Source organism: Aeromonas sp. S16(2024) (assembly GCF_041403065.1).
In the GTDB taxonomy this organism is placed as follows: domain Bacteria; phylum Pseudomonadota; class Gammaproteobacteria; order Enterobacterales; family Aeromonadaceae; genus Aeromonas.
Genome location: NZ_JBGLQX010000017.1, coordinates 1 through 23,668, shown reverse-complemented (window position 1 = coordinate 23,668; position 23,668 = coordinate 1). Strand labels below are relative to the sequence as shown.

Genomic DNA, 23,668 nt, shown 5'->3' with positions numbered 1-23,668 from the left:
ACCGGAGATGAACATGGCCGAGCGCCGCCACTTTACCCGAATTTTCTATTTGACCGCCGCCAAACTGACGCAGGGGGTGCGCCAGTGGCATACCCAGCTGGTGGATGTCTCCCTGCAGGGCGCACTGCTCATCAGGCCCGAGGATTGGGTCGGCAGCGACGACAAGGAGTACGAGATCTGCTTCATGTTGGGCGGCAGTGACATCGAGATCAAGATGCAGGTCGAACTGACCCACGAGGCCAGCAAGAAGCTGGGTTTCTATTGCCATCACATCGACATCGACAGCGCTACCCATCTCAAGCGGATGATAGAACTGAACATAGGTAAAGAGCAGCTGCTGCATCGCGAGCTGGAGCAGCTGCTGCAAGAGCACAGGGAGCACAATTCCCCCTCCTGATCCGCCATCAATGAAGAAGGAGCCTCACAGGCTCCTTTTTTGTGCTCTTTTGCGCTGTTACAAGGCCTCGAGGGCGTCGGACAGCTTCTTCACCGGCACCACTTCCATCCCCTCGATGGGATGCTTGGGCGCGTTGGCATGAGGCACTATGGCACGTCGGAAACCGTGCTTGGCCGCCTCCTGCAACCGCTCCTGGCCAGAGGGCACGGGCCGGATCTCCCCAGACAGCCCCACCTCGCCGAACACCACCAGATCCTTGGGCAGGGGCTGATCCCGGAAGCTGGAGACCATGGCCAGCAGCAGCGCCAGATCCGCACTGGTCTCCTCGACCTTGACCCCGCCGACCACGTTGATGAAGACGTCCTGATCCGCCATCTGCAAGCCGCCGTGACGGTGCAGCACCGCCAGCAGCATGGCGAGGCGGTTATGATCCATGCCCACCGCCACCCGGCGCGGGTTGGAAACCTGGGAGTAGTCCACCAGCGCCTGCAACTCCACCAGCAGGGGGCGCGTCCCCTCCCAGATCACCATGACGATGGAGCCGGGTGCCTGCTCCTCGCCACGGCTCAGGAAGATGGCGGAGGGGTTGCTCACCTCCTTCATCCCCTGCCCCGTCATGGCGAAGACGCCAAGCTCGTTGACCGCACCGAAGCGGTTCTTGTGGGAGCGCAGGGTCCGGAAACGCGAGTCGTGGGCGCCATCCAGCAGCACCGAACAGTCGACGCAGTGCTCCAGCACCTTGGGGCCGGCCAGGGTGCCGTCCTTGGTGACATGGCCCACCATGAAGATGGCGACATGGTTCTGCTTGGCATAGCGGGTGAGCAGGGCCGCAGATTCGCGCACCTGGGAGACTGAGCCGGGGGATGACTGCACATCCGCCACATGCATCACCTGGATCGAGTCGATGACCATGATCTGCGGCTGCTCCTGCTGGGCGATGATGCAGATCTGCTCCACGCTGGTTTCCGACAGCATGCGCAGCTTGTCGGTGGGCAAGCCCAGCCGGCCGGCCCGCATCGCCACCTGTTGCAGGGACTCCTCCCCGGTCACATAGAGGGTCTTCATCCGCTGGGCCAGGCCGCACATGGTCTGCAGCAGCAGGGTCGATTTGCCTGCCCCCGGGTTGCCACCGATGAGGATGGCCGAGCCCGGCACCACACCGCCGCCAAGCACCCGGTCCAGCTCCTTGAAGCCCGAACTGAAGCGAGGGATCTCTGTGGTCGCCACTTCGGCCAGGGTCTGCACCTGGCTGCCGACGGCGCCGGCATAACCTGTGTAGCGGGCACTCTTGCCGGGGGTAGTGACGCCCAGCCGGACCTCGGTGATGGTGTTCCACTCCTTGCACTCGCTGCACTGGCCTTGCCAGCGGGTGAAGTCGGCGCCACATTCGGAACAAACATAGGCGGTTTTGTTTTTGGCCATGGATAACTCGGGGACAGGATGAATTCCTGCTTGATATACTGGTTTGCGACCGGCAGATCAAACCCAGAATCGGAAAAATGACTTTCCGCGGCAGGAATACATGGATTCAGAACAACCACTCCACCTGATAGAACAACTTGTCCCCCTGCTCCGGGAAAAGGACTTCGACGAGATCTTCAACCGCCTGACCCAGAACGAGAATACCAACGGCCGCTTCCTGCTGAAGATGGAACTCAAGCGCAAATGCACCCCCTGTCGGCGGGTGATCGACATGCGCAACGAACTGGGCCCCCTCTGTCAGGTGCACGAGTTCGAAGGGGTGACCCACTTCATGCCCGTCGAGGCCGTCGAGCAATTCCAGTCCCAGTGCTACCTCTACCGGGACAGCTACACCCTCGGGGTCTACGAGGCGCTGCAAGCCTGGTACAAGCTCAATCAGGGGCGCAGCGAGAGCCTCTCCCTGCCCGTCAGCCCGTTCAGCCCCTTCGACGTCAACGCCATCCCCTTCGCCAGCCACTACGGCCGGCAGGAGGAGCGGATGCACTTCAGCTCCCCCATGGTGCTCAAGCTGGCGAGCGGGGAGAAGCTGCAGGCCAAGAGTTCGGACATCTCTCTGGGCGGGATCCGGGTCTCGGTCCCCTATCTGCCCGACTACCAGATGGGCGATCACATCGAGGTCTTCTTCACCGGCCTGGAGCGCGAACATCCCCACCCCCTGCTGCGTAACTCGATCAGCTACCAGATCCTGGGAGAGGAGCAGAAAGAGGGGAAATTCTGGCTGCGGCTGGTGAAAAGCGGCGAGCATCCCGCCTTCGACGAGTTCCTGCGCGACTTCATCGAGCGCAACCGCAGCCGCTATCGGGTCAGTGTCGATTACCTGCTGTCGGCCGCCATCATCAAGGGATACGAGCAGTTCTACCTGCCGCGCATGACCGGCATGCCGCTCTACTTCGGCCAGGGCGACGCCCCTCGCCTCGAGATCGCCCTGCGCACCGAGAACAACCAGCACATCCTCGAGTACTGGCGTGACGCCAAGAACCGCGACATGCTCGCCAGCCTGTTCACGGCTGCGCGCATGCCCTCCCTGTTGCCCGCCAAAGGGGGGCTGCGCGAGACCCTGATCTACAGCTTCACCCACTCGGTACGCAGTCACCTCTACTTCTTCTCCGCCACCCGCGAAGAGTTGCAGCAGAGCGGCCTGGCCGCCCTCTTCTTCCAGGTCGGTGCCCGTCGCCCCAGCTGGCGCGTCTACAAGTTCAGCCTGGAGGCCTGCACCCTGGCCGAGGCCGACCTCGACAGCCAGCAGGGAGAGTCGCACCAGTTGCAGGACTTACTGCTGCGCGAGCGCCTCGGCCAGATAGGCTATGTCGGCCTGCTGCAGGAGATAGGGCTGGACCACCAGCGCGGCGAGTTCCGCTACGATAACCAGCAGCCCAACGCCAACGCCTTGCAACGCTTCGGCCACGACACCCAGGCCGCCCCCTTCGAGATAGAGACGCTGCACTATGTGCAACTGCGCAAGGAGGCCCGCTACGTCCACAAGACGGCGATCGTGCTCAGGCACAAGGATCGCGCCTGGATCGGCTGGACCCGTGACATCTCGGCCCATGGCATGCAGATCGAGCTGGAGGAGGCATTCGAGGGGGAGAAGGGAGAGACAGTCACTGTCGCCCTGCCCAGGTTGCAGGAGCTTGCCAAGACCATGGACTTGCAGCGCCTGCCCTATCGGCTGGTCAGCCTCAATTTGAGCCGTACCGTGCTGCATCTGTGCATCGAAGGCACGGCGGAGCGCCACATCGGCCATCAGTTCTTCAGCCTGCTGATCGAGAGCAACCAGAACAAGCTCAAGACCACCCGGGAGCACAAACGCTACCGCGGCATGGCACGGGCGCTGCGCAACCTCTATACCCACCACCTGTTCAACTCGCCGGTCTATGTCAAGAAGCTCAAGGCGGCTGCAAGGCCTGCCGCCGTGGGCATGGCCCCCCGACCGCGCAGCCTCTCCCGCCTGCTGCAGGCCTGCGCCGGGCAGGAGAAGCAGCTGAACCTCTACCCCCTGTTCCAGGGTGCCCTGCTCAAGACTGTGCTGCTCGACCCATTGCGCACCCTGGCGCGGGAAGACAAGCCGGAGGAGGAAGAGGTCTACATCGCCAGCCTGCACTCCCAGGGCGGCGCCCCCCTGTTTCGCAGCCACCTGGCCAGCAGCTTTGCCTCGCCGGAGCAGAAGCGCCGCTTCATCGAGCTGGCCCTGCAGCAGGGCGAGTTCTATTCGGTGCTGGTCGGCATCTCCCGCACCGGTCGCCCCGACACCAGCTTCATCGCGGGGGAGCTGGACTACATCGCCAAGTTCGCCATTCACAAGGCCAAGCAGCTGGAAGAGGAGCTGTGGAGCGTGGTGGGGGTCGGTGAGCTGACCGATACCACTGAGGCCACCCTGTTCCGGCTCGGCATCAAGCCCCCGGCGAAGTAGCCCAAAAGAAGCCGCCCCCGGGTGACCTCAGCCATCAGGTGTCGGTATCAGGGACAGGTAGTGGGCAGATGGCTGCCCGTTTCAGCTAGCGCTCAGGCCGCCTGGGGGTTGAGCAGCCAGGCGAGGATCTCGGGGAAGTGATCCTCCTGGGCCTGGGGCGCCGTCAGCATGTTGATGTGATCGTAATCGAGCCGGTTGCCGTTATCCCGACCGAGGCGGGTGTGGCGGGTCGCCGACCCCATCTCGGCACTGAAGCGGCGCACGTCTGTGGGGTGCCCCAGCACCTTGTCCGCCTTGGCCGAGATCATCCAGAGCGGCGGCCAGCTCACCCTGGCGGCGGCCTCGTCATAGGCAAAGCCGTCGTGGGGATCCTGCCAGGGCCCGCATTTCACCCAGGGAATGGTCTCCTGCAGGTAACGCAAGGGCTCGTCATCGGCCCCTATCTTCAACTTGCGGGCAGCCAGAAAACCCTGGCGGCGCGCCAGCCAGGGCGCCAGCCGGTTCCAGATCAGGTCCACCTTCAGCCAGCGCTCGGGGCTCTGCACCGAGACCCCCCGCTTGGTGCCGAAGAACACCAGGCTCGCTATCTGATCCGCCAGCTCGGGGAAGCGCACCAGGGTCGAGGCCATGATGACCCCGCCCCAGGAGTGGGCCATCCAGTGCACCCTGGCCGCGGGATGACGCGCCGCCACCCAGTGCTGCAGCGCCGGCAGATCCTCGGTGATCAACTCATGCTGGCCGTGGCCGGCACGCTCGGCGATGGCCGGTGTGCTCTGGCCTCGTCCACGCAGATCGGCCACGTACACCTGATAGCCGTGTCTGGCCAGAAAACAGGCCAGCCCCTTGCCGGATTCGGTGTAGAAGATACGCCCGTTCTCGATGGCGCCGTGCACCATCAGGATGGGATCGGCATGGACGGCGACACCTGGCTGAATATGGCGCACGTGGAGCCGATGTTCGCCACAGGGGACAAACAGGGATTGTTGCAACAGTTCCATTTTGTTTTCTGCTCCTCCTTGAGCGGGTTTCAACTCCAGCGCCGGTCGCGGCAGGCGAGCGCACCGAGCAGGCAGAGCACCCCTTCCAGATCATGGTGATTGAGGGTGGCGGCCGCCTGGGCTCGCACCAGGGGCTTGGCGTGGATGGCGATGCCAAGCCCGGCCACCCCCATCATCTTGAGATCGTTGGCGCCATCGCCGACCGCCACCGTCTGGCTGGCGGGGATCCCATGCTCCTGTGCCAGTTGTAGCAGCGCCTCGGCCTTGGCGGCGGCATCCACTATGGGGCCGCTCACCTGACCGGTCAGCAGGCCCCCCTCCACCGCCAGCTCGTTGGCGAAGATGGCGTCCAGCCCCAGCGCCTGCTGCAGTTCGCCGGCGAAACGGGTAAAGCCGCCGGAGGCGATCGCCACTGTCCAACCCGATTGCTTGAGGGTGTCGACCATCAGCTGCAAGCCGGGCATCCAGGGCATGGCGGTCGCCACCTCATCGAGGATGGCGACAGGGGCCCCCTTCAGCAGGGCGACCCGGTTGCGCAGGCTGTCGGCAAACTCCAGCTTGCCCTGCATGGCCGCCGCCGTCACCGCCGCCACCTGCTCACCCACCCCGGCCAGACGAGCTATCTCATCGATGCACTCGATCCGGATCGCGGTGGAATCCATGTCCATCACCAGCAGCCCGGGGATCGCCAGGGTGGGCAAGGCGGCGAGATGGCAGGCATCTATGTCCCACTCCAGCCCCTTGAGGGCCTGCACCAGCTCGGGGGAGAAACGGCTGGCGCCGAGCAGCAGCAGGGGCACACCGGCCTGCTCCCCCAGGGGATAGAGGCTGGTCTCGACTCCATGGTCTGCCAGCAGCCTCGCCACCTGTGTCAGGTGGCGGGCACAGAGCGTCTTGCCAAACAGCACCAGCCAGGCGCCGTCATGGGCACTGGCCGCGGGCAACAGGGCCTCGGGGGTGAGCTGCCAGCAGGGAGCACCGCACAGAGCCTGGGACCAGTCGTGCGGGGAGCGGGGAAGTTGGGACAACAACATAAGAGAGACGCCTTCCTTGGGGATCATGGGGTTCATCATGCGGGCCCAGAGTAGCGTATTGCTTTTTGTACAGGCAAGCGCCAAGATCCCTCACCATTGTTCATCCACCCCGAGAGGCTCAGCGCTGTGCGTCATCTCCCCATCAAACGTGTTATCAGCCTGGCGGCAGGGATCCTGCTCGGTCTCTGGGTGCTGGTGCTGATGGTCCACATGCAGGGAGCAAGCCAGGCCGCATTGCACAGCGCGGCGCGGGACAGGGCCCAGGCGCTGGTCGCCTACGCCGCCCGGGACATGCGGCGCTGGCTCAAGGAAGACAAGGAGAGCGAGCTGGAGCGGCTGGCACAGGATCTGGCCGCCGAGCCCGAGATCCTCGACGTCACCCTCTACGACGCCCGCGGCATTCCCCTCGCCCAGTCGGATCAGGCCGTTCCCCTCGAGAACCTGTTGCCCATCGGCACCGACAACAAGTCCCTGCCGGAGCAGGGCAAGGGGCGCACCCAGTTCGTGCAGGAGATCCAGGAGGGTAACCTGACCCTGGGCTACCTGAGGATCACCCTGGAGGAGCAGAAGCTGCTCGCCGCGCAGGATACTCATCTCAAGGTGAATCAGGAGAAACAGCGGCTGATGCTGCTGGTGATGCTGCTGGCCGGCCTGCTCATCTCCTACGGGGTGCGCCGCAACTACATGCGAGTGCGCAAGCACAAGAAGCGATCGGTGCAGAGTCAGACCTCTGCCGACAACGCCCCGCCACCCGGCATCGAATAAGGCGCCGTTCGCGAAACCCCTTGGTCCTGTTATTGCCCCCAGCGGTTCGAGTCTCTGCTCGAACAGGGCATCGTGACGCTTGGCGCCGCTGAAGCGCTCGTTAACGACGTGACGTGCCACGATCACCTCATGCCGTAGTTCCTCGACCAGCCTGTCCAGCCAGCTGTGCTGCGCCTCGATCTGCTCCATCCCCAAGTGCCTTGATTGAATCTCGATCACCACCGAAGGCGGTATCCCATAACCCTTAGCTTCTCAGCTCTGCCCACCTGACCTTGGTGACATCCAGGATGTCAGGCGTAGCTTGAGACAGAAGCAAAGGAATTTTTTACCCCTTTCCAGCCGGTTTGGGGTGTGAACTCGATTCGTGGTTTATGTTTTCGGTATGAGACGCCCGCATTGAGTGCAATGAGATACAACGTTTGTGGACATCTTCAGGCAAAGGCGCATCAGCCACTCCAGCAGAAGGAAACAAGGTCATGAAGCACCCCCTATTTCGCCGTAGCGCGTTGGCGGCCGTGATCGCCCTCGGCACGATATTGGCTGCCTGCAAGGAGGAGCCCCCTCCCGTCACGCAGAGTGTCCAGCCCAGCGCGGCCTCCAGCACAACCAGCGCTGCGGTCGCACCGCAAGGGCAGCCTCAGCCTATTGGCACACAAGCATCCAAATATACCCCAGAGGCGCTCGAGACCCTGCTTGCGCCCATAGCCCTTTACCCCGATGCGGTATTGGCTCAGGTGCTGGCCAGCGCCACCAATCCGCAAGAGGTGCTCGATGCCGGCAACTGGCTGGTCGCCCACCCCAATCTCAAGGGGAAAGAGCTGACCGCCGCCATTGCGCCGCTGGGCTTTACGCCGCCCACCATGTCGTTGATGCACTTCCCGACCGTCATGGACATGATGTGCTTGAAGATGGAGTGGACGACCGAGCTGGGCAGTGCCTTCCTGGCCGATGAGCCGGGCGTATTGGCAGCCGTTCAGCGTCTGCGCCAACAGGCGATGGAGGTGGGCAACCTGAAAGACTCAGAGCAGATGAAAGTGGCCAAGGATGAGCAGAACAATCAGCAGATCGTCACCATTGCGCCTGCCAACCCTGACGTCATTTATGTCCCGCAATACGACCCAACCGCCGCCTATAGCCCGCCGGCTGCCGGACCGGCTGCCGCGCCGGTGACCACAGCAACCACGACAACGACCGCGCCTGCGACAACCACCACGACAGTGGTGGAACATGATGACGACGACGAGGATGAATACGACCGCGGCGATATGGTCTTGACGGGCTTGCTCGCCTTTGGTGCGGGCATGTTGGTCAACGAGGTCTTCAACGACGATGATGATGAGGGCGATTACTATTACCCGCGGTGGGGTTCGGGTTATCCCGACGGCTATGTTCCCTATCGGTATAACCCCAACTATGGCAATGGTTTCCGTCCCGCCAATGGCTACAACCGTCCGGTCAACTATCAGCGGGGCTCCAACAACAATATTTATATCAACGCCCAGGGGGACGACTACTTCAACAAGTTTGAGCGCGGCCCCAACAACTACCTGCGCCAGGCCGACAGCCCCATCACGGCGGCGCGCCCCCAGCGCTCTGAGCTCGCTACCCTGGAACAACGCCCGCTGAGTAACGCGGCAGGAACGGCCCGACGAGATGCCGCACCGAAGGGGAGTTATGCGGGGGCCAATCGCCAGCCTGAAGGCGAATACGCCGGCGCACCGCGCGCGGTCAACGAGGCGAACAGAGAGGCTCGCGCAACCGCGCCGAAGGGAAGCTATGCGGGAGCCAACCGCCAACCCAAAAACGAAACTGCCAACGCGACGCGCGACGCCAGACAGGCGAACAGGGAGGCGAATGTGGCCCAACGCACGCCGCGCCAGGGCGACTACGCAGGAGACAGGGTCAAGCGGCAGCAAATCACACCACAGACCGCTGGAGCGCGTGATCGCGGCCATGTCCAGCCACGCGCCACTCACAGCAAGAGCGCAGCACAGACGGCGACGCGCAGAGCACCAGCTGCCTCAAAGAGTGCCTTCCAAGGGGTACAGAATACGGGTAGAACCGAGCGCGCCGCCAGCCAACGTGGGCGCGAGAGTGTGGCTAGTAGCGCGCATGCCGGGCGCAACACTCAACCCAGACGGAGTACGCGATAATGAAGCCTTTGTTGAAATGGAGTTGGGCCCCCTCATGGGCGTTGGCCCTGCTGGCTCTGACCGTTGCCTGCAACGCAAGCGCCATGGCACAGCGCACCTTCGCCACTCCGGATGAGGCGGTGCAGGCCCTGTTCACGGCCCTGGAGCGGAACGATGTCACCGCACTGACGCTGTTGCTCGGCGAAAATAGTGCGGAGGCCATCACCTCGGGGGATGAGGTGGCCGATGCCAATGATCGCGCCGCCTTCGTCGCGAGCTTCAAGAGCAAGCACCAACTGGTGGCCGACGGTAAGGATAAAATGATCCTGGTCGTGGGGGAGTCGGATTGGCCACTGCCCATCCCCCTCGTGGCAGCAGATGGCAAGTGGTATCTCGATGGCGCCGCAGGGGCCAAAGAGATCGTCTATCGCCGCATCGGCCGGAATGAGTTGGGGGCGATTGCGGTGTGCCGTGGTTTTATCGACGCACAGATAGAGTACGCCGCCATGGGGCATGATGGCCAACCCGCGGGACTCTTTGCGGCAAAACTGCGCAGTGATGCAGGCCAACAAAATGGACTCTATTGGCCCGTAGGCGAGGGGGAACCAGCCAGCCCGGCCGGAGAGGAGGTCGTCAGTGCCGCTGCAGAGGGCTACAAGGCCGTGGTCGGCCAACGTACCCCCTATCATGGCTACTACTACCGTATCCTGTATGCCCAGGGGGCTGCGGCCAATGGGGGGAGTAAAGAGTACTTTGTCGAAGGGCAATTAAGAGACGGTGTCGCCCTGATCGCCTGGCCAGCCGATTATGCCAACAGCGGGGTGATGACCTTCATGGTGAATCACGAGGGGCGGGTTTATCAAAAGGATCTCGGGGCTGACACGGCAACGGCCGTTGAGGCAATTCAGCTGTTCAATCCCGATGAGAGCTGGTCGCTGGTGGTGAGCGAAGAGGGTGATTAGGGCTCTTTATCCACCATCGAATTTTGGCGAATAGCATGGGTCGAGAGCGGCGTGATTGAGATCACAGGAGGGGATGCAGGACCAGCCGCTCCCTCGCTGGCCAACGCGATGTTCGGCATCAGAATGACGAGCAACTGAGTCAGAATATGCCGTCGTTTCATGGTGTTGAACTCGTGGTGGGCGGCCAGAAAAGATAGATGGCACAGCGGGCCCTCCGGGCTGACTCCCCCAATGAGGCATAAAAAACGGCGACCCCAGGGTCGCCGTTTTGCATGGAAGCCGAAGCCGCGGGATCAGTCACCCAGCAACACGGAGTCCAGCGCGATTTCGATCATGTCGTTGAAGGTCAGCTGACGCTCTTCGGAGCTGGTCTGCTCGCCGGTACGGATGTGATCGGAGACGGTGCAGATGGTCAGGGCACGGGCACCGTACTCTGCGGCCACGCCGTAGATGCCGGCGGCTTCCATCTCGACACCCAGGATGCCGTATTTTTCCATGACGTCGAACATGGAGGGGTCCGGGGTGTAGAACAGGTCGGCGGAGAAGATGTTGCCCACGCGCACCGGCGTGCCCTTGTTCTTGGCGGCCTGCACGGCATTGGCAACCAGGTCGAAGTCGGCGATGGCGGCGAAGTCGTGATCCTTGAAGCGCAGACGGTTGACCTTGGAGTCGGTGCAGGCACCCATGCCGATCACCACGTCACGCAGTTTCACGTCTTCACGCACGGCGCCACAGGAGCCCACGCGGATCAGGGTCTTCACGCCGTAGTCGGTGATCAGCTCTTTTGCGTAGATGGAGCAGGATGGGATGCCCATGCCGTGGCCCATGACGGAGATGCGACGGCCCTTGTAGGTACCGGTGAAGCCGAGCATGCTGCGCACGTCACACACCTGCTCGACGTTCTCGAGGAAGGTCTCGGCGATGTACTTGGCACGCAGGGGGTCGCCCGGCATCAGCACTGTGTCAGCAAAGGCGCCATCTTTTGCATTGATATGAGGAGTTGCCATTCTCTTGATTCCTTCACACTAGGTTGAGTTTTATTGTTTTATAAAATTGCCCGCCGCCGAAGTGGCGGGCGGGTCAGTTACAGGAAACTGGTGCCGTATTGCAGCTTGGGCAGACCGTGGTAGGCCGCTATGCTCTGGCCGATGTCGGCGAAGGTCTCACGGCGGCCGACGGAACCGGCCTTGACCGGCTTGCCGTAGAACAGCACCGGAATGTATTCACGGGTGTGATCGGTGCCATTCCAGGTCGGATCGCAGCCGTGGTCGGCGGTCAGCACCACCACATCGCCATCTTGCAGTATCTCGAACAGCTCCGGCAGGCGGGAGTCGAAATACTCCAGCGCATCGGCGTAGCCCTTGACGTCACGGCGGTGGCCGTAGGAGGAGTCGAAGTCCACGAAGTTGGTGAAGACGATGGTGTTGTCACCGGCCGCTTTCACCTCTTCCAGGGTTCTGTCCCACAGCTCGGTCAGGCCGGTGCCCTTCACCTGCTTGGTGATGCCCTGCTGGGCATAGATGTCGGCAATCTTGCCGATGGAGACCACCTGGCCCCCCGCATCCTTCATGTAGTCCAGCACGGTCGGCGCCGGCGGCAGCACTGAGTAGTCGTGACGGTTGCCGGTGCGCTTGAAGTTGCCTTTGCCGCTGCCCACGAACGGACGCGCGATGACGCGGCCGATATTGTAGGGCTCCAGCAGCTCACGCACTATGTGGCACAGCTCGTACAGCTTCTCGAGGCCGTAGGTCTCTTCGTGGCAGGCGATCTGGAACACGGAGTCGGCAGAGGTGTAGAGGATCGGCTTGCCGGTCCGCATGTGCTCTTCGCCCAAGTCATCCAGTACCTGGGTGCCGGAGGCGTGGCAGTTGCCGAGGTAACCCGGCAGACCCGCCTTCTCGACGATGGCGTCCAGCAGCTCCTGGGGGAAGCTGTTATGGTGATCGTGGAAGTAACCCCACTCGAACAGGACGGGCACGCCGGCGATCTCCCAGTGGCCGGACGGGGTGTCCTTGCCGGAGGAGAGCTCCTGGGCGAAGCCGTAGGCACCGACTACCTCGATATCTTTCTTCAAGCCAGCCGGGAAGTAGCCGGAAGCCTGCTCCCCTGCGTGGCCCAGACCCAGCTTGTTGAGGTTGGGCAGGTTGAGGGCGCCACGGCCTTCAATGTCACCCGCAGCGCAGGCCTTGGCGATATGGCCAAGGGTGTTGGCGCCCACATCTCCGAACTTCTCGGCATCGGCGGCAGCGCCAATACCGAAGGAGTCCATCATCAGAATAAAGGTACGTTTCATGGGTCTTCCCCTTGTTACAAATCGGCCAGACCGATGCGACGGTAAACCTCGGGCAGTGCCTCTGGTCGGGTGTCACCGATCTTGACGGCTGCCTGCACCATGCGGGCGGCCTCGGCAAATTGAGCTTCTGTCTGAGCGTGGATCAGCGCAAGCGGCTTGTCAGCCTCGACGCTCTGCCCCAGGCGGATAAAGTCGGTCAGACCGACCGCATAATCGAGTTTGTCCCCGGCGGCGCGGCGACCACCGCCCATGGCGACCACGGCCAGGCCCAGTTCACGGGTATCCATGGCGGTCACGAAGCCGCTCTGCGCCGCATACACGGGGCGCACTATACCGGCCTTGGGCAGGTAAGCGTCGTAGCGCTCCATGAAGTCCGCCGGACCACCGAGGCCGGTCACCATGCGACCGAAGATCTCGGCGGCCTTGCCGTTGTCCAGCACCGCCTGCAGCTTGGCACGGGCGTCCTGCTCGTCGCTCGCAAGCTTGGCGGAGATCAGCATCTCGGCACAGAGCGCCATAGTCACTTCGTGGATGCGCGGGTTGCGATACTCACCGGTCAGATAGCGCACCGCCTCGCGCACTTCGACCGCGTTGCCTGCGCTGGAGGCCAGCACCTGGTTCATGTCGGTCAAGAGCGCAGAGGTGCGGCAGCCAGCACCGTTGGCCACGGCCACTATGCTCTTGGCCAGCTCTTCGGACGCTTCGAAGGTCGGCATAAAGGCGCCTGAGCCCACTTTCACATCCATCACCAGGGCTTCGAGCCCGGAGGCGAGCTTCTTGGAGAGGATGGAGCCGGTGATCATGGCGATGGATTCGACGGTGGCCGTGATGTCGCGTACCGCATAGATACGCTTGTCCGCCGGGGCCAGATCGCCGGTCTGGCCAATGATGGCCACACCCGCCTCTTTCACCACCTTCAGGAAGCGATCGTTGTCGACCGAGGTCTGGTAGCCGGGAATGGCGTCCAGCTTGTCCAGGGTGCCGCCGGTGTGGCCCAGGCCACGGCCGGAGATCATGGGCACGAAGCCACCGCAGGCGGCGACCATGGGGCCCAGCATCAGGGAGACGACGTCACCCACGCCGCCGGTGGAGTGCTTGTCGACGATGGGGCCGCCCAGATTCAGGTGATCCCAGGTCAGCACCATGCCGGAGTCGCGCATGGCACAGGTCAGGGCGACCCGTTCATCCATGGTCATGTCCTTGAAGTAGACCGCCATGGCCAGCGCCGCAATCTGGCCCTCGCCGATGCTGTTGTTGGTAATGCCCTGGACGAAGAATTGAATCTCTTGGGTACTGAGCGCTTCACCGTTGCGCTTCTTGCGAATAATTTCTTGAGGCAAAAACATCTTTCATTCCCTCCGTGCGCCTTGCACGAACACAGACCGAACTGGATCCGAAGAGGGGGCGGCAGGCCGCCCCCTACACCGCTTAGTAACCGCTGGTATTGGCCGGCTTGTCGCCGTGGCCCAGGGTCGCCAGCAGGCTGGCCAGCAGGCTGGAGGCGCCGAAGCGGAAGGTGCGCGGGGAGACCCAGTCCTTGCCCAGGATCTCTTCGGCCATGGCCAGGTACTGACCGGCAACGGCTGCGTCTTTCACGCCACCAGCAGGCTTGAAGCCCACCTTCGGGTTCTTGGCCTTGATCACTTCCATCATGATGCGGGCAGCGATCGGGGTCGCATTGACCGGCACCTTGCCGGTGGAGGTCTTGATGAAGTCGGCACCGGCGTCGATGGAGATCTCGGAGGCACGACGGATCAGCGCCTCTTCCTTCAACTCGCCGGTCTCGATGATCACTTTCAGCAGTGCCTTGTCGCCACAGGCTTCCTTACAAGCTTTGACCAGATCGAAGCCGACCTGTTCATTGCCGGCCATGAAGGCGCGGTACGGGAACACCACGTCCACTTCATCGGCACCGTAGGCGACGGCGGCGCGAGTCTCAGCCACGGCGATCTCGATGTCGTCGTTGCCGTGAGGGAAGTTGGTCACGGTGGCGATGCGCACGTCGGCGGCGCCGATCTCACGCAGGGTCTTGCGAGCAATAGGGATGAAACGGGGATAGATGCAGACGGCGGCGGTGAGGCCGGCCGGGGACTTGGCCTTGCGGCACAGGTCGATGACCTTCTGATCGGTGTCGTCATCGTTCAGGGTGGTCAGGTCCATCAGGTTCAGGGCGCGTTGGGCGGCCAGTTTCAGATCAGTCATTTTGTTCTCCAAAGTCTCGATAAGTCCCTCCACCCGCGATCCGCCACCACCGAACACACAGGATCGGCGAGGAAAGATCCCGGACGAACGGGATATGGAATTACAGCGCAAATGCACAGGCAATACGGCTGCAAATAAGGCAAGAGCCCTGTCACTTTCTTACAAAAGTGCGGACTTGGTTCCATGAAGACTTGAGAAAGGCCGACAACCGCAGACCCGACTTCCCAATCAATTCCATTTGACCGCCAACACCCACCTCATGTGGGTATTAGTCAATGCCAGCACCCTGCTGGCATCGCCTATTTCAGCCGAGATACCCCCTGTTTGCAAGCCGGATTTGCCAATTTCAGAGGTACCTCACACCCGGCAAATCCAGCACTGAAAGGTGCTTAAGAGAAGAAGCGGGTCAGGATCCAGGAGTAGGCAATCCCCCCCAGATAGACCCCCACAATCCCCATTACCCCCGACAGTACGGGAGGTGCCGGGATCGGCAACTTGAGGAAAGAAAACAACAGGCCAACGATAAAGCCGGCCGCAATCGCCAGTAGCACTTCATTCATAAAACCTCCGATTTGACTCATTTTATTATTAGTCTAGAAAGGAAAACGGTTGTCACCGCCCCAAACGAGAACGCCACAGCTTTTCGCTGTGGCGCTCGTTTCAACTTGTCTGTCAGACAAGCATTACATGGCTGTCAGTGCCAGGAAGAAGCCTGCGATGGTGGCAGACATCAGGTTGGACAGAGAGCCGGCCAGCACGGCCTTCAGACCGAACTTGGCGATGGTGCCGCGACGGTTCGGTGCCATGGAGCCCAGACCACCCAGCAGGATGGCAACGGAGGACAGGTTGGCGAAGCCGCACAGGGCGAAGGAGATGATGGCCTTGGTGTGGTCGGACATGGCCACGCCGTTGATCAGCACTTCATCCTTCAGATAGGGGGCGAAGTTCAGGTAAGCCACGAACTCGTTCACCACCAGCTTCTGACCGATGAAGGAACCGGCCACCACGGCTTCGCTCCAGGGCACACCGATCAGGAAGGCCAGCGGGGAGAACAGCCAGCCCAGCAGCAGCTCCAGGGAGAGCTCAGGCATGCCGAACCAGCCACCCACGCCGGAGAAGATGCCGTTGATCATGGCGATCAGGCCGATGAAGGCCAACAGCATGGCACCCACGTTCAGGGCCAGTTGCAGACCGGCGGAGGCACCGGCAGCGGCGGCGTCGATCACGTTGGCAGGCTTGTCATCCAGATCGCCATCGGCATTGTTCTCGTCGTAGCTCGGGGTCTCGGTTTCCGGTACCAGCAGCTTGGCGAACAGCAGACCACCCGGGGCAGCCATGAAGGAGGCGGCGATCAGGTATTCCATCTTGACGCCCATGGAGGCGTAACCCGCCAGCACGGAGCCGGCAACGGAGGCCAGGCCACCACACATGACGGCGAACAGCTCGGAGTCGGTCATCTTGGAGATGAAGGGACGCACCACCAGCGGGGCTTCAGTCTGGCCGACGAAGATGTTGGCAGTGGCAGACAGGGATTCGGTACGGGAGGTACCCAGCACCTTCTGCAGACCACCACCCAGCAGCTTGATCACCCACTGCATGATGCCGAGGTAATAGAGAACCGCGATCAGGGAAGAGAAGAAGATGATGACGGGCAGTACACGGAAGGCGAAGATGAAACCACCGCCACCGAACACTTCGAACATCTTGTTGCTGACCAGACCACCGAACAGGAATTCGATGCCGTTCTGACCATAACCGATGACGCTGGAGACGGCGCTGGACACGCTCACCAGAATATCCCGGCCAACCGGGACGTACAGCACGAAGGCACCCAGACCAGCCTGAATGGCAAAGGCGCCACCCACGGTACGAATTTTTATTGCCTTGCGATTGCTGGAGAACAGCACCGCAATCAGGATGAGCGTCGCCATCCCTACCAGACCCATTATCAGATTCATTATTAACACTTCCTCTTTGGTAGCACCTGCCAGCTTGTTAACGTTTTGTGTATTAAAGCCGCTAATCAAGGGTGCGCATTATACTAATTACGGTGCGACAAAATAGAATACTGGTCACATTTTATAAGCCTGAAATGGGTTGAACGTCGTTTAATTAGACCGCAAACGATTTTTATGGGCCCTGTTTTTTATCACATCGGCATCACAGGTTAATAATCCGTTAAATCCATGGTCGCCCGCGGGAAAAGCCGCAGAGTGGATTCATGTAACACCGAAATAACATCCGCCAACGGTTGCTGCCGCAATTGCGCCAACAACCGGGCTATGGTTGGCAGACTGGCTGGAGTGTTGATCTCTCCCTGGCGCCCCTGCAGCGGCATGTCGGGGGCATCGGTTTCCAGCAGCAAGGCCTCCAGCGGCATGTCGCGGATCGCCTCCCGGGTCTTGTTGGCCCGCTCATAGCTGATGACGCCACCTATCCCCAGCCTGAAACCCAGCTGCCAGAACGCCTCGGCCTGATGCAGAGAGCCGCTGAAGGCGTGGATGACGCCCCCCCTCGCCGGTTTGAAGCGCCGCAGGATCTTGGCGACAGTGTCATTGGCCCGCACCGAGTGGACGATGAGGGGCAGATCATGGGCCATGGCCAGCCTCACTTGCGCCTCGAACAGCTCAAGCTGCCCCTCCTGGGGCACCTGGGTGCGCAAGTCCAGCCCGCATTCGCCGATGGCCACCAGCTTACGGGGCTTGTCCGCCAGCAGGGCCGCCAGCCTTGCCAACGCCCCCTCCGTCTGGGCCCCCACATACCAGGGATGTATCCCCAGAGCATAACGAATATCATCATGACGCTCGGCCAGCGCCATCACCCGCCCCCAGTTTTCCTCTCCCACGGCGGGGATGATATACTCGCCCACCCCCAACTGGCGCCACTGGGCCAGCAACGCCTCCCGATCGGTATCGAAGACCGGAAAATCGAGGTGGCAGTGGGTATCGATCAGTTGCATGTCGCTTTCACCTGTTTGTCGTACTTGATGGGTCTACTCAATAATGAAACGCTCGAACCATGGCTTTACCCTGATAGAACTGGTGATGGTCATCATAGTGCTGGGGGTCCTGGCCGTAACGGCGATGCCCCGCTTTATCAATATCAAGGATGATGCGCTCAAGAGCACGGTTGCCGCCACCGCCGGCAGCTTCGCCAGCGCGGTGCAGCTTGCCCATGCGGGCTGGGCGGTCAAGGTGAAGGGGGAGCCGTTGGCACTCTATAACTTTAGCGGCATGGGCAAGCAGGATCTCGACATCAACAGCCACGGCTGGCCGGTGGGCACCAAGGAGGATCAGGATGGTCAGGGGCCTGATGTCGTATTTCCCGGTGGCGACAGCGATCAGATCTCCGTCAACAGCTGGGATGACTGCGAGAGCCTGTTCGGCGCCCTGCTCGACACCGATCTGACGGCGGCCGATGAACTCCATACCGATTCAAAGAGTGATTACATCTCCCGGCTCATCCAGGCAAACGGGCAGGCTGATGGCACGCTTCGCCACGACAACTGCCGCTATACCCTGCGCGATTCCATTGGCCGCTTCCCAGCCTACCCGGATGGATTGAGCTTTGACTACAACAGCGTCAGCGGCGCCGTGACGCGCAATTTTCAGTGAGGCCGCCCTCGCCCTTGTCTGACTTATCCTCGTCCTCATCATGACGCACCGGCGCGCAGCAGCGCCGGTTCTCGGGCACCAGTCCCCACTCCTGACACCAGGCATCGTAGCGAGCCAGCCAACGCAACAACACGCCTTTCATAAGATCCCTCCTTGCTTCGGTCACTCTCCTGACACCACCTGCCCCGGGCACCCTCACCGGGCCAGTGCTACCGGATCGGCGGCATCCTCCACCTCGGCCAAACGATGCTCATATCAGGCTCCCGGCCGGCCATAAAAAACGACTCCATTTGGAGTCGTTTTTATCAGAGCCATCTGGCTAATGCCATTTATTCCTTGGCCGGCAGGCTCAGGCGGGCGACCGCTTCCACGTGCATGGAGTGCGGGAACATGTCCACCGGCTGCACCTCGTCCAGTACGAAGCCCTGCTTGACCAGCCAGGCGAGATCCCGGGCCAGGGTCTGGGGGTTGCAGGAGACATAGACCAGACGGCGCGGCGCCATGGCGACCAGGGTCTGCAGCACCGCCTTGTCACAGCCCTTGCGGGGCGGATCCATCACCACCACGTCGGCGGTCACGCCCTGGGCGTGCAGCTCGGGCATCAATTGCTCGGCCTTGCCCACGTGGAATTCGGTGTGCTCTATGCCGTTGAGGGCGGCGTTGCGGCGGGCATCGGAGATGGCGCTCTCCACCGACTCTATGCCCACCACCTTGGCGGCCTTGCCAGCCAGGAACAGGGAGATGGTGCCGATGCCGCAATAGATGTCGAACACCGTCTCGTTGCCGGTCAGCTCGCTGTATTCCAGCGCCTTGGAGTAGAGCACATCGGTCTGGCTCGGGTTGTTCTGGAAGAAGGAGAGGGGCGAGATCTCGAACGCGAGCTCGTGGATCTTGTCGCGGATCACCCCTTCCCCCAGCAGCACGCGGTTGCTCGTCCCCAGGATGCGGTTGGTGCGCTCGTCATTGATGTTCTGCACCAGGGTAGTGATGGGCAGATCCCTCAGGGCCGCCAGCAGTTCGGCCTCGAAGGGCAGCGCCTCACCCAGGGTCACCAGCACCACCATCAGCTCGCCGCTTTTGAAGCCCTTGCGGGTCATCAGATTGCGCACGCAGCCGGTGTGGGCCACCTCGTCATAGGCGGCAATGTCATGCGCGCGCATCCAGCCGCGCACCCGGGCATTGAGCTCCACGTGCAGGGAGTCCTGCACCGCGCAGTCGTCGGCGGTGATGAGGTCATGGGAGTGCTTGCGATAGAAGCCGATCTCGGCGCCCGCCTCGCTGCCACGCACGGCGTACTGCGCCTTGTTGCGGTAGGCGAAGGGGCTGTCCATGCCGAGGATGGGGTTGACGGTGGTGTCACCCAGCCCGACCTGCTCCAGCGCGCTCTGCACCAGGGATTGCTTCAGCTTGAGCTGGGCCGGATAGGCCAGCGGGCGCACCTGGCAGCCGCCGCACTCGGTGTTGGGGCAGAAATCGGGAACCCTGTCGGCGGACGGCTGGGTCAGCTCGACCAGCTTGCCGTGCAGATAGTTCGGCTTGACCTCGGTCAACTCGACCAGCGCCTGCTCACCGGGCAGCAGACCCTCGACAAACAGGGGGCGATCGAACAGGCGACCCTTGCCATCCCCCTTGTCGGTCAGTTCCTGAATATCGATCTGATGTTGGTGTCCCACTAACGGCATGAGCGGCTCCGAAGGCATAGAAGAAAGGGTGGAAGCAGGGCTGACCCGGCTACCCCAAATAAAGGGTGGCAGAGTTTAGCGGAGATCCGGCCAAATTGCAGGCATAAAACATCCCTTGAAGGAAATAACAACGGGCAGGATCAGGGAACTCTGGATGGGCGGCGCCTCATGGGCCGCCATAAAAAAACCGCCGGACAAGGCCGGCGGCAGGTGGTCAACGGGCGCCTGAGGGGATCACAGGCTGTAGGCTTTCTCCCCATGGCTGGTGACATCCAGCCCTTCCCGCTCGGCATCTTCCTTGACCCGCAGGCCAATCAGCAGATCCACCAGCTTGTAGGCCACGGCGGAGACCAGGGCAGTCCATGCCACCGTCACCAGCACACCTATGACCTGGATCTTCACCTGGGTCAGGATGGAGTAGCCCTCGGCCACCTGGTTGGTCACATAGTCCCACACCCCGGTGCCCCCCAGATCCGGGCTGGCGAACACCCCGGTCAGCACGGCCCCCAGGATACCGCACACCCCGTGCAGGCCGAACACATCCAGGCTGTCATCGGCCCCCAGCAGGCGCTTGAGACCATGCACCCCCCACAGACCGGCCACACCGCTCAGCAGACCTATGATGAGGGCACCACCGACACCGACGAAACCGGCGGCGGGAGTAATGGCCACCAGGCCCGCCACCGCACCGGACACGGCGCCCAACAGGGAGGGACGACCCTTCATCACCCATTCGGCCAAGGTCCAGGAGAGCGCGGCACCCGCCGGCGCCAGCCAGGTGTTGACGAAGGCCAGGGCGGCCGTGCCGTTGGCTTCCAGCGCGGAGCCGGCGTTGAAGCCGAACCAGCCGAACCACAGCAGGGCGGCCCCTATCATGGTCATGGTCAGGCTGTGGGGGGCCATGGGATCACGACCGTAGCCGACCCGCTTGCCGACCATGAAGGCACCGACCAGACCGGCGACCGCCGCGTTGATGTGCACCACAGTGCCGCCGGCGAAATCGAGGGCGCCGTGCTGGAACAGATAGCCTGCGGTGGCACCGGCGGCCTCGGCGGCGGCGGCATCCGTGTAGGCATCCGGACCGGCCCAGTACCACACCATGTGCGCCATCGGAATGTAGGCGAAGGTGAACCAGATCACGGCGAACAGCAGCACGGCAGAGAACTTCATCCGCTCGGCGAAAGCACCGACGATGAGCCCGCAGGTGATGGCGGCAAAGGCCCCCTGGAACACCACATAGATGAACTCGCTGATCCCCACCCCCTTGCTGAAGGTGGCGGCGATCGACTCAGGCGTCACCCCGACCAGCAGCAACTTGTCGAAGGAGCCGTAGAAAGCGCTACCCTCGGTGAAGGTCAGCGAATAGCCGTAGATGACCCAGAGCACTGTGATCAGGCAGAACAGGGTGAACACCTGCATCAGCACGCTCAGCATGTTCTTGGCGCGCACCAGGCCACCGTAGAACAGGGCCAGCCCCGGGATGGACATCAGGATCACCAGGGCGGACGCCAGCATCAGCCAGGTGTTGTCCCCCTTGTTGATGGTCACGGTCGCGGCAGCCTGCACCACCTCGGCCTGCACGGCCACCTCTTCGGCCCAACCTGGGGCGGCCATGGTGGCGCTCAGCGCCAGCAGGCCAGTCATTACGAGTCTCTTGAACATACAGCCCTCTCCTTGTCGTCCCGGCACCCGGCCGGGTCCATTTCCTGATATGAATGTCAAACTTGGCCACTTGCACCCATCGTCACATCCAGCTTGCCCGCCCCCTCGGGCATGACGCGGCGGGCTCTTCATGGCGATATGGTTTGTTTAAAGCATAAAGCAGGCCAATAAATTTAAACCTTTATTTTCAGTTGTTTATGTAAAGGCAGCCTCATTGACGCACCATCTTGGCGCACCCTGCCCACTAACAGTCAGGGGGGCGCACTTCGGCTGTGCAGTGCCGGGGGGATGCACCAAGATGGCACAATGGCAGGACTGGCGGGGGATGGCCCGGGGCAATGGGGGCTCGGCTGGCCCGTTTTTCCCTCGCGATCATTTATTAAACAAATGAAAGATGCCTTTGCATGAAAAAATCAAATGATGGCAGCGGGTGGGCATCACCCATCTGAGGGGAAGGAGGGGATCACAGAGGGGGATGCAACGCCGGATCTGGCCTGCCCCCGATCTGCCGGGCCATACTGGCGCAACCAGGCTTGCCCTGTCAGCCGAACGAGGAACCCATGCCCAATCTCACCGTGACCGAAATCAAGGCATTCGTGCCTGCCCGCGACTTCAGCCTCTCCAGGCAGTTCTATCAGGATCTCGGGTTCACCCTGGCCTCCGACGGCGACGGGGTGGCCTACTTCCATTTCGGGGAGGTGAGCTTCCTGCTGCAGGACCATTACCACGAGGCGCTGGCCGAGCACTTCATGATGCATATCCTGGTGGAGGACGTGGCCGCCTGGCGGGCCCAGGTGGAGGCGAGCCAGGTCGCCAGTCGCTACGGCGTCCGGGTGACCGAGATCGCCACCCAGCCCTGGCGCATGAAGGAATTCTGCCTGTACGACCCCTCCGGCGTGCTGTGGCGCATCGCGCAGAATATCGACTGAGGGTCTGAGGGTCTGAGGGTCTGAGAGTCTGAGAGTCTGAGAGTCTGAGAGTCTGAGAGTCTGAGAGTCTGAGAGTCTGAGAGTCTGAGAGTCTGAGAGTCTGAGAGTCTGAGAGTCTGAGAGTCTGAGAGTCTGAGGGTACAAATATCCAGACCACCCGGAAAAACAAAAGGCCATCCGCGAGGATGGCCTTTTGTCATGGAATCTGAATGGTGCCCGGGGTCGGACTCGAACCGACACGTCTTGCAACGGCGGATTTTGAATCCGCTGCGTCTACCGATTTCGCCACCCGGGCAACTGCGAGGGATTATACGAATGGCGTTTTGGCATGCAAGGTGTTTTTCTTGTGTGGCCGCCGTTTGCTCAATTATTCAACGCCTTGCCGATGTTCGGCCAGTTACATAGAATGCCCGCATCATATTAATGGAATAATCATCATGGCCAAGCGTAAGACCCCCTCCTCTCTCCAGCCTCCCCCCCAGCACCAGCACCCTTCGGCCGGCCTGCTGCGGCGCCTGGGTGCCCTGCTCTATGACTACCTGGTGGTCATCGCCTTGCTGATCATCGCCGGCTTCATCGGCATGGGGGTGGCACAACTGCTGCTGGCCACCGGGATGGCGACAGTCCCGGAGGGCAAGGATGCGGCCTGGCTGCTGACCAGCCCTCTCTACAGCGCCTGGCTCGCCCTGGTGATCTGCGGCTTCTACACCTGGTTCTGGACCCGCGCCGGCCAGACCATCGGCATGCGTGCCTGGCGTCTGCGCATCCAGAACCTGGACGGCAGCAACATTCGCATCACCCAGGCCCTGATCCGGCTCGCGACCTCGGCCTTCGGCCTCGGCAACCTGATGTGCGTGTTCAACCGCGAGCGGCCCCGCGCCTTCCAGGACATCTGGGCCGAGTGTGAAGTGGTGGTGCTGAGCAAGCAGGAGAACCTGGAGCAGCTGAACAAGTGATCAGGTGAGTACGAGATGAGAAACAAGAAGGGCACCCAGTGGGCTGTCTCTTGATCACAACTGTTGATGCGCAAGAGACAGCGCCAGTTCATAGCCTTCAAGGAGGGTCTCTAACCTAAACCAGCCCTCCCATAACACCGCTATCGAGGC

21 protein-coding genes and 1 tRNA gene are annotated in these 23,668 nt (G+C 62.0%); 8 read left to right on the top strand and 14 right to left on the bottom strand.

Features of this window, described 5'->3' with window-relative positions; genetic code table 11:
• The first annotated feature begins 13 nt into the window (after window positions 1-13).
• A complete protein-coding gene (locus ACB030_RS13590; protein ID WP_371160590.1) occupies window positions 14-397 on the top strand; it encodes a PilZ domain-containing protein in 384 nt (127 codons plus the stop codon).
• A gap of 57 nt (window positions 398-454) precedes the next feature.
• Here the strand turns inward: ACB030_RS13590 and radA are convergent, their stop codons facing one another.
• Complete coding sequence (radA, locus tag ACB030_RS13585; protein WP_025325651.1) at window positions 455-1,819, bottom strand: DNA repair protein RadA; 1,365 nt, start codon at window positions 1,817-1,819, stop codon at window positions 455-457.
• A 100-nt stretch (window positions 1,820-1,919) separates the two neighbouring features.
• On the opposite strand from radA, the gene ACB030_RS13580 reads away from it, so the two are divergent.
• Entirely contained in the window at window positions 1,920-4,289 is a 2,370-nt protein-coding gene (locus ACB030_RS13580) for a PilZ domain-containing protein (RefSeq protein ID WP_371160464.1), read from the top strand.
• 92 nt (window positions 4,290-4,381) lie between these two features.
• Here ACB030_RS13580 and ACB030_RS13575 read toward each other — a convergent pair whose 3' ends face one another.
• Window positions 4,382-5,287 (bottom strand): alpha/beta fold hydrolase, encoded by a 906-nt coding sequence (locus tag ACB030_RS13575; RefSeq protein WP_106885027.1) that lies wholly within the window; start codon window positions 5,285-5,287, stop codon window positions 4,382-4,384.
• Between the two features lie 29 nt (window positions 5,288-5,316).
• Window positions 5,317-6,321: a phosphoserine phosphatase SerB gene (gene serB, locus ACB030_RS13570; protein ID WP_371160461.1), complete on the bottom strand. Its 1,005-nt coding sequence runs from the start codon at window positions 6,319-6,321 to the stop codon at window positions 5,317-5,319.
• 126 nt (window positions 6,322-6,447) lie between these two features.
• On the opposite strand from serB, the gene ACB030_RS13565 reads away from it, so the two are divergent.
• The 3 genes from ACB030_RS13565 to ACB030_RS13555 all read left to right on the top strand — a co-directional run bounded on the left by ACB030_RS13565 (window position 6,448) and on the right by ACB030_RS13555 (window position 10,180).
• Window positions 6,448-7,086, top strand: coding sequence for an AhpA/YtjB family protein (locus tag ACB030_RS13565; RefSeq protein ID WP_371160459.1), 639 nt, complete (start codon window positions 6,448-6,450; stop codon window positions 7,084-7,086).
• Window positions 7,087-7,562: 476 nt separating this feature from the next.
• Window positions 7,563-9,239: a DUF3300 domain-containing protein gene (locus ACB030_RS13560; protein WP_371160457.1), complete on the top strand. Its 1,677-nt coding sequence runs from the start codon at window positions 7,563-7,565 to the stop codon at window positions 9,237-9,239.
• A gap of 11 nt (window positions 9,240-9,250) precedes the next feature.
• Entirely contained in the window at window positions 9,251-10,180 is a 930-nt protein-coding gene (locus ACB030_RS13555) for a DUF2950 domain-containing protein (RefSeq protein WP_371160455.1), read from the top strand.
• Window positions 10,181-10,473: 293 nt separating this feature from the next.
• Here the strand turns inward: ACB030_RS13555 and deoD are convergent, their stop codons facing one another.
• From deoD to ACB030_RS13520, 7 genes are all read right to left on the bottom strand, one after another.
• Window positions 10,474-11,187 carry a purine-nucleoside phosphorylase gene (deoD, locus tag ACB030_RS13550; protein ID WP_139436901.1) on the bottom strand — a complete coding sequence of 238 codons (714 nt, stop codon included), beginning with the start codon at window positions 11,185-11,187 and terminating at the stop codon, window positions 10,474-10,476.
• A 77-nt stretch (window positions 11,188-11,264) separates the two neighbouring features.
• Complete coding sequence (locus ACB030_RS13545; RefSeq protein ID WP_371160453.1) at window positions 11,265-12,473, bottom strand: phosphopentomutase; 1,209 nt, start codon at window positions 12,471-12,473, stop codon at window positions 11,265-11,267.
• A 14-nt stretch (window positions 12,474-12,487) separates the two neighbouring features.
• Complete coding sequence (deoA, locus tag ACB030_RS13540; RefSeq protein WP_025325641.1) at window positions 12,488-13,819, bottom strand: thymidine phosphorylase; 1,332 nt, start codon at window positions 13,817-13,819, stop codon at window positions 12,488-12,490.
• Window positions 13,820-13,901: 82 nt separating this feature from the next.
• Window positions 13,902-14,675, bottom strand: coding sequence for a deoxyribose-phosphate aldolase (deoC, locus tag ACB030_RS13535; protein ID WP_303809455.1), 774 nt, complete (start codon window positions 14,673-14,675; stop codon window positions 13,902-13,904).
• A gap of 389 nt (window positions 14,676-15,064) precedes the next feature.
• Window positions 15,065-15,235, bottom strand: a complete 171-nt coding sequence (locus tag ACB030_RS13530; RefSeq protein WP_042652065.1) for a XapX domain-containing protein — start codon at window positions 15,233-15,235, stop codon at window positions 15,065-15,067.
• A gap of 123 nt (window positions 15,236-15,358) precedes the next feature.
• Entirely contained in the window at window positions 15,359-16,633 is a 1,275-nt protein-coding gene (locus ACB030_RS13525) for a NupC/NupG family nucleoside CNT transporter (RefSeq protein WP_205643093.1), read from the bottom strand.
• A gap of 209 nt (window positions 16,634-16,842) precedes the next feature.
• Window positions 16,843-17,634, bottom strand: coding sequence for a TatD family hydrolase (locus ACB030_RS13520; protein ID WP_371160450.1), 792 nt, complete (start codon window positions 17,632-17,634; stop codon window positions 16,843-16,845).
• A 40-nt stretch (window positions 17,635-17,674) separates the two neighbouring features.
• Here ACB030_RS13520 and tppF point away from each other — a divergent pair, with 40 nt between their 5' ends.
• Window positions 17,675-18,289 carry a type IVa pilus pseudopilin TppF gene (gene tppF, locus ACB030_RS13515; protein WP_371160588.1) on the top strand — a complete coding sequence of 205 codons (615 nt, stop codon included), beginning with the start codon at window positions 17,675-17,677 and terminating at the stop codon, window positions 18,287-18,289.
• Here tppF and ACB030_RS13510 read toward each other — a convergent pair.
• From ACB030_RS13510 to amt, 3 genes are all read right to left on the bottom strand, one after another.
• A complete protein-coding gene (locus ACB030_RS13510; RefSeq protein ID WP_371160448.1) occupies window positions 18,258-18,431 on the bottom strand; it encodes a hypothetical protein in 174 nt (57 codons plus the stop codon). The genes tppF and ACB030_RS13510 overlap by 32 nt on opposite strands.
• 187 nt (window positions 18,432-18,618) lie before the next feature.
• Window positions 18,619-19,971, bottom strand: coding sequence for a 23S rRNA (uracil(1939)-C(5))-methyltransferase RlmD (gene rlmD, locus ACB030_RS13505; RefSeq protein ID WP_371160446.1), 1,353 nt, complete (start codon window positions 19,969-19,971; stop codon window positions 18,619-18,621).
• A gap of 234 nt (window positions 19,972-20,205) precedes the next feature.
• Window positions 20,206-21,633 (bottom strand): ammonium transporter, encoded by a 1,428-nt coding sequence (gene amt / locus ACB030_RS13500; RefSeq protein WP_371160444.1) that lies wholly within the window; start codon window positions 21,631-21,633, stop codon window positions 20,206-20,208.
• Between the two features lie 560 nt (window positions 21,634-22,193).
• Here amt and ACB030_RS13495 point away from each other — a divergent pair.
• A complete protein-coding gene (locus tag ACB030_RS13495) occupies window positions 22,194-22,562 on the top strand; it encodes a VOC family protein (protein WP_371160442.1) in 369 nt (122 codons plus the stop codon).
• A 210-nt stretch (window positions 22,563-22,772) separates the two neighbouring features.
• On the opposite strand, the gene ACB030_RS13490 is transcribed toward ACB030_RS13495, so the two are convergent.
• A tRNA-Leu gene (locus ACB030_RS13490) sits at window positions 22,773-22,857 on the bottom strand.
• A 142-nt stretch (window positions 22,858-22,999) separates the two neighbouring features.
• Between ACB030_RS13490 and ACB030_RS13485 the strand changes: the two genes are divergently transcribed.
• Window positions 23,000-23,518 (top strand): RDD family protein, encoded by a 519-nt coding sequence (locus ACB030_RS13485; RefSeq protein ID WP_289978797.1) that lies wholly within the window; start codon window positions 23,000-23,002, stop codon window positions 23,516-23,518.
• The last annotated feature ends 150 nt before the right edge of the window (window positions 23,519-23,668 follow it).

What these genes read in the sequence shown, in the direction of transcription:
- ACB030_RS13560 (WP_371160457.1), top strand. Translation starts at nt 7,563, where the DNA reads ATGAAGCACCCCCTATTTCGCCGTAGCGCGTTGGCGGCCGTGATCGCC.
- radA (WP_025325651.1), bottom strand. Translation starts at nt 1,819, where the DNA reads ATGGCCAAAAACAAAACCGCCTATGTTTGTTCCGAATGTGGCGCCGAC.
- ACB030_RS13545 (WP_371160453.1), bottom strand. Translation starts at nt 12,473, where the DNA reads ATGAAACGTACCTTTATTCTGATGATGGACTCCTTCGGTATTGGCGCT.
- serB (WP_371160461.1), bottom strand. Translation starts at nt 6,321, where the DNA reads ATGTTGTTGTCCCAACTTCCCCGCTCCCCGCACGACTGGTCCCAGGCT.
- ACB030_RS13530 (WP_042652065.1), bottom strand. Translation starts at nt 15,235, where the DNA reads ATGAATGAAGTGCTACTGGCGATTGCGGCCGGCTTTATCGTTGGCCTG.
- ACB030_RS13525 (WP_205643093.1), bottom strand. Translation starts at nt 16,633, where the DNA reads ATGAATCTGATAATGGGTCTGGTAGGGATGGCGACGCTCATCCTGATT.
- amt (WP_371160444.1), bottom strand. Translation starts at nt 21,633, where the DNA reads ATGTTCAAGAGACTCGTAATGACTGGCCTGCTGGCGCTGAGCGCCACC.
- ACB030_RS13580 (WP_371160464.1), top strand. Translation starts at nt 1,920, where the DNA reads ATGGATTCAGAACAACCACTCCACCTGATAGAACAACTTGTCCCCCTG.
- deoA (WP_025325641.1), bottom strand. Translation starts at nt 13,819, where the DNA reads ATGTTTTTGCCTCAAGAAATTATTCGCAAGAAGCGCAACGGTGAAGCG.
- ACB030_RS13495 (WP_371160442.1), top strand. Translation starts at nt 22,194, where the DNA reads ATGCCCAATCTCACCGTGACCGAAATCAAGGCATTCGTGCCTGCCCGC.
- rlmD (WP_371160446.1), bottom strand. Translation starts at nt 19,971, where the DNA reads ATGCCGTTAGTGGGACACCAACATCAGATCGATATTCAGGAACTGACC.
- ACB030_RS13520 (WP_371160450.1), bottom strand. Translation starts at nt 17,634, where the DNA reads ATGCAACTGATCGATACCCACTGCCACCTCGATTTTCCGGTCTTCGAT.
- ACB030_RS13485 (WP_289978797.1), top strand. Translation starts at nt 23,000, where the DNA reads ATGGCCAAGCGTAAGACCCCCTCCTCTCTCCAGCCTCCCCCCCAGCAC.
- ACB030_RS13510 (WP_371160448.1), bottom strand. Translation starts at nt 18,431, where the DNA reads ATGAAAGGCGTGTTGTTGCGTTGGCTGGCTCGCTACGATGCCTGGTGT.
- ACB030_RS13575 (WP_106885027.1), bottom strand. Translation starts at nt 5,287, where the DNA reads ATGGAACTGTTGCAACAATCCCTGTTTGTCCCCTGTGGCGAACATCGG.
- deoD (WP_139436901.1), bottom strand. Translation starts at nt 11,187, where the DNA reads ATGGCAACTCCTCATATCAATGCAAAAGATGGCGCCTTTGCTGACACA.
- deoC (WP_303809455.1), bottom strand. Translation starts at nt 14,675, where the DNA reads ATGACTGATCTGAAACTGGCCGCCCAACGCGCCCTGAACCTGATGGAC.
- ACB030_RS13590 (WP_371160590.1), top strand. Translation starts at nt 14, where the DNA reads ATGGCCGAGCGCCGCCACTTTACCCGAATTTTCTATTTGACCGCCGCC.